This is a genomic window from Streptosporangium sp. H13245 (assembly GCF_055690525.1).
This window is the reverse complement of sequence record NZ_JBSZKT010000009.1, coordinates 230,217-236,845: the sequence shown is the minus strand read 5'-3', so window position 1 is coordinate 236,845 and position 6,629 is coordinate 230,217. Positions and strand designations below refer to the sequence as shown.

The 6,629-nt window shown below is 66.1% G+C and carries 10 protein-coding genes; all 10 read right to left on the bottom strand.

The window, feature by feature from the left end:
• Positions 1-117 precede the first annotated feature (117 nt).
• The 10 genes from rplQ to map all read right to left on the bottom strand — a co-directional run bounded on the left by rplQ (position 118) and on the right by map (position 6,569).
• The gene (rplQ, locus tag ACW9TB_RS17995) at positions 118-645 is read right to left on the bottom strand and encodes a 50S ribosomal protein L17 (protein ID WP_472749148.1); all 528 of its coding nucleotides are present in this window, start codon (positions 643-645) and stop codon (positions 118-120) included.
• A 152-nt stretch (positions 646-797) separates the two neighbouring features.
• A complete protein-coding gene (locus tag ACW9TB_RS17990) occupies positions 798-1,814 on the bottom strand; it encodes a DNA-directed RNA polymerase subunit alpha (RefSeq protein ID WP_089210160.1) in 1,017 nt (338 codons plus the stop codon).
• 99 nt (positions 1,815-1,913) lie between these two features.
• Positions 1,914-2,540: a 30S ribosomal protein S4 gene (rpsD, locus tag ACW9TB_RS17985; protein ID WP_030912875.1), complete on the bottom strand. Its 627-nt coding sequence runs from the start codon at positions 2,538-2,540 to the stop codon at positions 1,914-1,916.
• Between the two features lie 20 nt (positions 2,541-2,560).
• Positions 2,561-2,965, bottom strand: coding sequence for a 30S ribosomal protein S11 (gene rpsK, locus ACW9TB_RS17980; protein ID WP_012887860.1), 405 nt, complete (start codon positions 2,963-2,965; stop codon positions 2,561-2,563).
• A gap of 45 nt (positions 2,966-3,010) precedes the next feature.
• Positions 3,011-3,391, bottom strand: a complete 381-nt coding sequence (gene rpsM, locus ACW9TB_RS17975) for a 30S ribosomal protein S13 (RefSeq protein WP_362678418.1) — start codon at positions 3,389-3,391, stop codon at positions 3,011-3,013.
• Positions 3,392-3,601: 210 nt separating this feature from the next.
• On the bottom strand, positions 3,602-3,715 hold the full coding sequence (rpmJ, locus tag ACW9TB_RS17970; RefSeq protein ID WP_003956441.1) for a 50S ribosomal protein L36: 114 nt from the start codon (positions 3,713-3,715) through the stop codon (positions 3,602-3,604).
• Between the two features lie 25 nt (positions 3,716-3,740).
• Entirely contained in the window at positions 3,741-3,962 is a 222-nt protein-coding gene (infA, locus tag ACW9TB_RS17965; RefSeq protein WP_012887858.1) for a translation initiation factor IF-1, read from the bottom strand.
• A 716-nt stretch (positions 3,963-4,678) separates the two neighbouring features.
• Complete coding sequence (locus ACW9TB_RS17960; protein WP_472749147.1) at positions 4,679-5,158, bottom strand: hypothetical protein; 480 nt, start codon at positions 5,156-5,158, stop codon at positions 4,679-4,681.
• 110 nt (positions 5,159-5,268) lie between these two features.
• Positions 5,269-5,700: a DUF1707 SHOCT-like domain-containing protein gene (locus ACW9TB_RS17955; RefSeq protein ID WP_472749146.1), complete on the bottom strand. Its 432-nt coding sequence runs from the start codon at positions 5,698-5,700 to the stop codon at positions 5,269-5,271.
• Between the two features lie 50 nt (positions 5,701-5,750).
• The gene (gene map / locus ACW9TB_RS17950; RefSeq protein ID WP_472749145.1) at positions 5,751-6,569 is read right to left on the bottom strand and encodes a type I methionyl aminopeptidase; all 819 of its coding nucleotides are present in this window, start codon (positions 6,567-6,569) and stop codon (positions 5,751-5,753) included.
• Positions 6,570-6,629: the final 60 nt, after the last annotated feature.

Genomic DNA, 6,629 nt, shown 5'->3' with positions numbered 1-6,629 from the left:
AGCTGAACTCGCCCTTCCCGGGGCGCTGATCGGAGTCGTCGCCGGCGCCATGGCCGGGGGGCTGACCCTGCTCGCAGGGCAGCCCGCCGGCAGGGCCCGTTCACCGAGCCTGGAAAATCAGGCGTTGTCCTTCTTGGCCTCGGTCTCCTCGGCGGGAGCCTCGGTCGTCTCCTCGGAGGCCTTGGTCTCCTCGGTGGTCTCGGCCTTGGCCTCGTCGGCCTTGGTCTCCTCGACCTTCTCCGCCTTGGGGGCGGTGGCCTGGGTCTGGCCGACCTTGACCGTGTTCAGCGGCTCGGACACCAGCTCGATCACGGCCATGGGGGCGGCGTCGCCCTTACGGAGACCGATCTTGGTGATCCGGGTGTAGCCACCGGGACGCTCGGCGAAGGTCGGGGCGATCTCGGTGAAGAGGTGGTGGACGACGCTCTTGTCCTTGACGACCGTCAGCACCTGGCGACGGTTGTGCATGTCGCCCTTCTTCGCCTTGGTGATCAGCTTCTCCGCCACCGGGCGCAGACGCTTCGCCTTGGCCTCGGTGGTCTTGATCCGGCCGTGCTGGAACAGCTGGGTGGCGAGGTTCGCCAGGATCAGCCGCTCGTGGGCCGGGCTGCCGCCGAGACGGGCACCCTTGGTGGGCCTGGGCATTGCGTTCTCCTTGGGAGTAAACCCGCCCCGGCCGTACGAGGTACCGGGGTCGGGCCGGGGGCTGGAAGGCCCCCGTCATCGTGAAACTCGGTGACACCCGCGGTGACGAGGAGTCACCCGGTGTCACGGAACGCCGTGGGGCGTCCCGAAACTCAGTACTGCTCGGTCTCGACGTAGGCGCTGTCGTCGTCGTCGTAGCCGCCGCCGGCCACCGCGCTCGGGTCGAACCCGGGCGGGGAGTCCTTGAGCGCGAGCGTCATCTCGTGCAGCTTCTGCTTGACCTCTTCGATGGACTTGGCACCGAAGTTCCTTATGTCGAGAAGGTCCTGCTCGCTGCGGGCCACGAGCTCACCCACGGTGTGGATGCCCTCGCGCTTGAGGCAGTTGTAGGAGCGGACCGTGAGGTTCAGCTCCTCGATCGGCAGCGCCAGGTCCGCGGCGAGGGCCGCGTCCGTCGGCGACGGGCCGATGTCGATGCCCTCGGCCTCGACGTTCAGCTCGCGGGCGAGACCGAACAGCTCGACGAGGGTCTTACCGGCGGAGGCCACCGCGTCGCGGGGCTTCATGCACGGCTTGGTCTCGACGTCCAGGATCAGACGGTCGAAGTCGGTGCGCTGCTCGACTCGGGTCGCCTCGACCTTGTAGGTGACCTTGAGCACCGGCGAGTAGATGGAGTCGATCGGGATGCGGCCGATCTCCTGGCCCGGCTGCTTGTTCTGCGCGGCGGAGACGTAGCCGCGACCGCGCTCGACGGTCAGCTCCATCTCCAGCTTCGCCTTGCCGTTCAGGGTGGCGATGCGCAGCTCGGGGTTGTGCACCTCGACACCGGCCGGGGGCGCGATGTCGGCGGCGGTGACGTCACCGGGGCCCTGCTTGCGCAGGTACATGACCACGGGCTCGTCGTGCTCGGAGGAGACGACCAGGTCCTTGAGGTTCAGGATGATGTCGGTGACATCCTCCTTGACGCCCGGCACGGTGGTGAACTCGTGCAGCACACCCTCGATGCGGATGCTGGTCACGGCCGCGCCCGGGATGGACGACAGCAGCGTGCGGCGCAGCGAGTTGCCGATGGTGTAGCCGAACCCCGGCTCCAGCGGCTCGATGATGAACTTGGACCGGGTCTCCTCAAGAGATTCCTCAAGGAGGGAGGGACGCTGAGCGATCAGCATGTGAGATCTCCCTTGCATGGCGGCGCCCGCTATTTGACGCCGCTCGAACAACAGCATAGGTGCCGTACGGCAAAAAGCCGTACGGCACCTGAGGAGCCGCTACTTGGAGTAGAGCTCGACGATCAGCTGCTCCTGGACCTGGGTGTCAATCTGCTGACGGACCGGGAGCTGGTGGACCAGGACGCGCAGCGCGTCCGGGACGACGCCGAGCCACGCCGGGTACGTCTTGTCACCGGCGGTGGCGCGGGCCACCTCGTAGGGCAGGAGGTTGCGCGACTTCTCGCGGACCTCGACGATGTCGTGCTCGCGCACGCGGTACGACGGGATGTCGACCTTCTTGCCGTTCACCAGGATGTGTCCGTGACGGACCTGCTGGCGGGCGGCGTCGCGCGACTCCGCGAAACCGGCGCGGTAGACCACGTTGTCGAGACGGCTCTCCAGGATCTGGAGGAGGTTCTCGCCGGTCTTGCCGGTCTTGCGGTTGGCTTCCTCGTAGTAGTTGTGGAACTGCTTCTCGAGGACGCCGTAGATGCGGCGGGTCTTCTGCTTCTCACGAAGCTGGAGCTGGTACTCAGACTCCTTGGGACGGCCGCGACCGTGCTCACCCGGCGGGTAGGGACGGATCTCGATGGGGCACTTCGCGGACTCACACTTCTTGCCCTTGAGGAAGAGCTTGGTCTTCTCCCTGCGGCAGAGCTTGCAGTCCGCACCCGTGTAACGAGCCATTTTCTATCTTCTCCTGGGCGTCAGACGCGACGGCGCTTGGGCGGACGGCAGCCGTTGTGCGGCACGGGGGTGACGTCCTGGATGGACCCGACCTCAAGCCCGGTCGCCTGAAGCGACCGGATCGCGGTCTCACGGCCGGAGCCGGGGCCCTTGACGAACACGTCGACCTTGCGCATGCCGTGCTCCATGGCACGGCGGGCGGCGTTCTCCGCGGCCATCTGCGCCGCGAACGGGGTGGACTTACGAGAGCCCTTGAACCCGACGTGGCCGGCGCTGGCCCAGGAGATCACGTTCCCACTCGGGTCGGTGATCGAAACGATCGTGTTGTTGAACGTGCTCTTGATGTGGGCGTGCCCGTGAGCGACGTTCTTCTTTTCCTTGCGGCGCACCTTCTTGGGTGCACCCTGGCGGCTCTTAGGAGGCATTCTTTGCCTTCACTCCTGAGGTCTTCGGTCCTGCGGCTACGCGGACTACTTCTTACCGGGCTTCTTCTTACCGGCCACGGTCTTCTTCTTGCCCTTACGGGTGCGCGCGTTGGTCTGCGTACGCTGACCGTGCACGGGAAGGCCACGGCGGTGCCGGATGCCCTGGTAGCACTGAATCTCGATCTTGCGACGGATGTCGGCCTGAACTTCGCGACGGAGGTCACCCTCGATCTTGTAGTTGGCCTCGATGTAGTCGCGCAGCGGCACCAGCTCTTCGTCGGTCAGCTGGTGAACCCGCAGGTCGCCGTTGACGCCGGTGGCCTGAAGGGTTTCGAGCGCACGAGTGCGGCCGATTCCGAAAATGTAGGTGAGAGCGATCTCCAGCCGCTTGTCGCGGGGGAGGTCTACACCAACCAGGCGAGCCATGGTCGGGCATTCTCCTTCGTTATGGCGGAGGTCCTGCGCCTCACTTCCCCTCCCCATGCCCGGGGTGAGGGCCCCGGCCTCCGACCGGGGGTCTCCTGCGGGGTACGGCGTGAGCCGCCGGCGCAGGTGTGAGACACGATTACGTGAAAGCCCCACATGGATCGAGTCCGCCTCTTAGGAGCGGACTCTCACAGGGCCTTTTTGAAGCGACTAACCCTGACGCTGCTTGTGGCGCAGGTTGTCGCAGATCACCATGACGCGACCGTGCCGGCGAATCACCTTGCACTTGTCACAGATCTTCTTGACGCTCGGCTTGACCTTCATAGTCCTATTCGTCCCTCAGACGCGCTTACTTGTATCGGTAGACGATCCGCCCACGACTGAGGTCGTAGGGGCTCAGTTCGACGACAACCCTGTCGTCAGGAAGGATCCGGATGTAGTGCATCCGCATCCGCCCGCTGATGTGGGCCAGGACCTTATGGCCGTTGTCGAGTTGCACCCGGAACATCGCGTTCGGGAGCGACTCAACCACAGTGCCCTCGATCTCGATGGCGCCGTCTTTCTTGGCCATGTCCCTCGCGTTTCACTGATCGGTCGTCTGAGGCTTCGGAACACTAAGCAGCCGCGACCCAGCGCTTCGATGAGAGCGGCGGTTGCGACACCGCCGATGCGCAATGGTCATAGTGAACCGAAGAAGGAGTGTACGGCACCGGGCGAGGAAATGCGAAACACACGGCCGGTACCTTGACACAACCGCTACAAAGGATACCGCAGATCCCGAGCGGGACGGACGACACGGCTCGACGCGCGAATACTCGTGGCCCCATTGTGGCACGTCCGGCCAGGTCAGGCCAGCATCCCGGCCATCGGACCGGGCGGACGCCCTCGCCCTCGCCGCTCAGACGGGCCACCGGCCGTCCGGATCAGGTCATCCCCCGGGCCCCGGGGCCCTGTCGGCCGCTGCCCGGATCGGACCGTCGTTCCCCGTTCGAAGGCCCCGCGCGCCGCTGCCCGGATCAGGCCCGCGGACACCCATCGCGCCCGTGGCGTGAAAAAGCCCCCCGGCGACCCGGCGCCGGGGGGCTCGCTCGACCAACCTTATCGATCATCGTTCCCCGATCGGCCTTCCTTGATCGATTCACTCGCCTCTCGATCGCGGAAGGCCGGTCGGTGCTCCTTGGTCAACGTGGTCAACGCTCCTCGGTCACGTCCCGCTGAAAGGCCCCCCCGCCCTCACCGGGTGACCCTGACTCCTCGGACCGTCTCCCCGGAAGGCGCCGGAAGACCTCAGAAGGCGTCGCCCCAGCGGCCGCAGTCGTCGAACTTGTTACTGCCCTCGCAGACCCGGATCTTGAAGTCGTCGAAGCCGCTGCTCTTCTTGAACCCGCCGAACTTGTTGAAGCCGGAGTTGCCGAAGGTGTTGAACACCTTGCTGTGCGAGCCGAACCTGTCGTGCCACTTGAACCACACGTAGCTGCGCTGACGGTCACGGTCGCGGTCGAACAGGTCGCCGTAGAACCAGTAGCGGCCGCCGCTGCTGGTCCAGTAACCCTTGAAGTAGGAGCGCCTGCCGAAGCTCTCGCCACCGCCGAAGCCCGAGTAGTACGGACCGAAGAAGTGCTTGCTCGACGTCTGGGTCTCCTGGACTGCGACGGATCCGGCCGAGGCCTGCGAGGCCGAGGCCATCGCCGACGGAGCCGCGACCACACCCGCGGCCAGCGAACCCGCCAGGGCCGCTCCTACCAGGGCTGTACGGATCTTGCTCATGGAATTTCCTCCTGTGAAACGGGGTCCCGCTGTTCGGACACCGCTCACGTTAGGAAGATTCAATGGGTCTTTCTGTGGAGGAATGCACACTCAACGCCCAGAGTGCACTATTACCGGTTCTTGTCCCGTCCCAGGCCCGTGGCGATCGTCGTCACCAGCAACACCACACCCCACGGGCCCATGACCCACAGGGGCCACGGGTAGGGGAAGTCGCCGGTCACCCCGATGATGAGCCAGATCATCCAGTTGATGCCGCTGGCCATCGCCCAGACGGCCCACGCGGCCGCCAGCCCCTTGTTCTGCGCGTCCCGGTCCACGCTCGCCTTGGCGGCACGCTCAGGGGCGCGGGAGGGGGCCTCCGGGAGCCGGCGCAGGTCGACGTCGGGAAGATCGGAGGTCAGGACCGCGAGCTCGCCGTACGTCTTGCTGGTGTAGAGCTGCTCCAGGCGCTCGTCGAACTCCTCCGTGGTCAGGCGGCCCTGCGCGTAGTGCTCCCTCAGCACCGAGGCGATCTTGTCGCGATCTCCGTCGGAGGCTCGCATCTCCGGACCAGCCGCCATGTCCACCACATCCGCTCGCCGGCGGGCCCGAACTAGCCCGCGTCTCCCAACAGGTCGGCAAGCCGCTCTTTCCCCCCGTCAAGGGCGGTCAATACCCAAGGACCATTATGTGTCACGGCGACGCTGTGTTCGAAGTGTGCGGAGACCTTCCCGTCGATCGTGACCACGGTCCAGTCGTCGGCCAGCACCTTCGTCCTGTCCGTCCCGAGATTGACCATCGGCTCGACGGCGAAGCACATGCCCGGCTCGAACTTCGGGCCCCGGCCCGGCTTGCCGTGGTTGGCCACCCACGGGTCCATGTGCATCTCGGTGCCGATGCCGTGGCCGCCGTACTCCTGCGGGATGCCGTAGCGCCCCTGGGAACGGATGTACTTCTCCACCTCGTGTCCGATGTCGGACAGGTGGCGGCCCACGGTGAGCGCGGCGATGCCCCGCCACATGGCCTCCTCGGTGACCCTCATCAGCTCGGTCAGCTTGGGGTCGACCTCGCCGACCGGGACCGTGACGGCCGAGTCGCCGTGCCAGCCGTCCAGGATGGCGCCGCAGTCGATCGAGATGATGTCGCCCTCCCGCAGCGGGCGGCGGTCACCCGGGATGCCGTGGACGACCTCGTGGTTGACCGAGGCGCAGATCGTCGCGGGGAAGCCCTGGTAGCCCTTGAAGGAGGGGATCGCCCCCTCGTCCCTGATCGCCTTCTCCGCGATCGCGTCGAGATCCAGGGGCGTCATGCCCGGCTGGACGCTCTCCCTGAGCAACTGCAGGGTACGGCCGACCACGAGACCGGCCGCCCGCATCTTGTCCACCTGCTCGGGCGTCTTCATCTGGATTCCGTGCTTGTTCTTCTTGAACACGTGCACACCCCCTGGGGTGGTTCAACGGGCGGTCCGGGACCCCAATTCCCCCGATTCTGC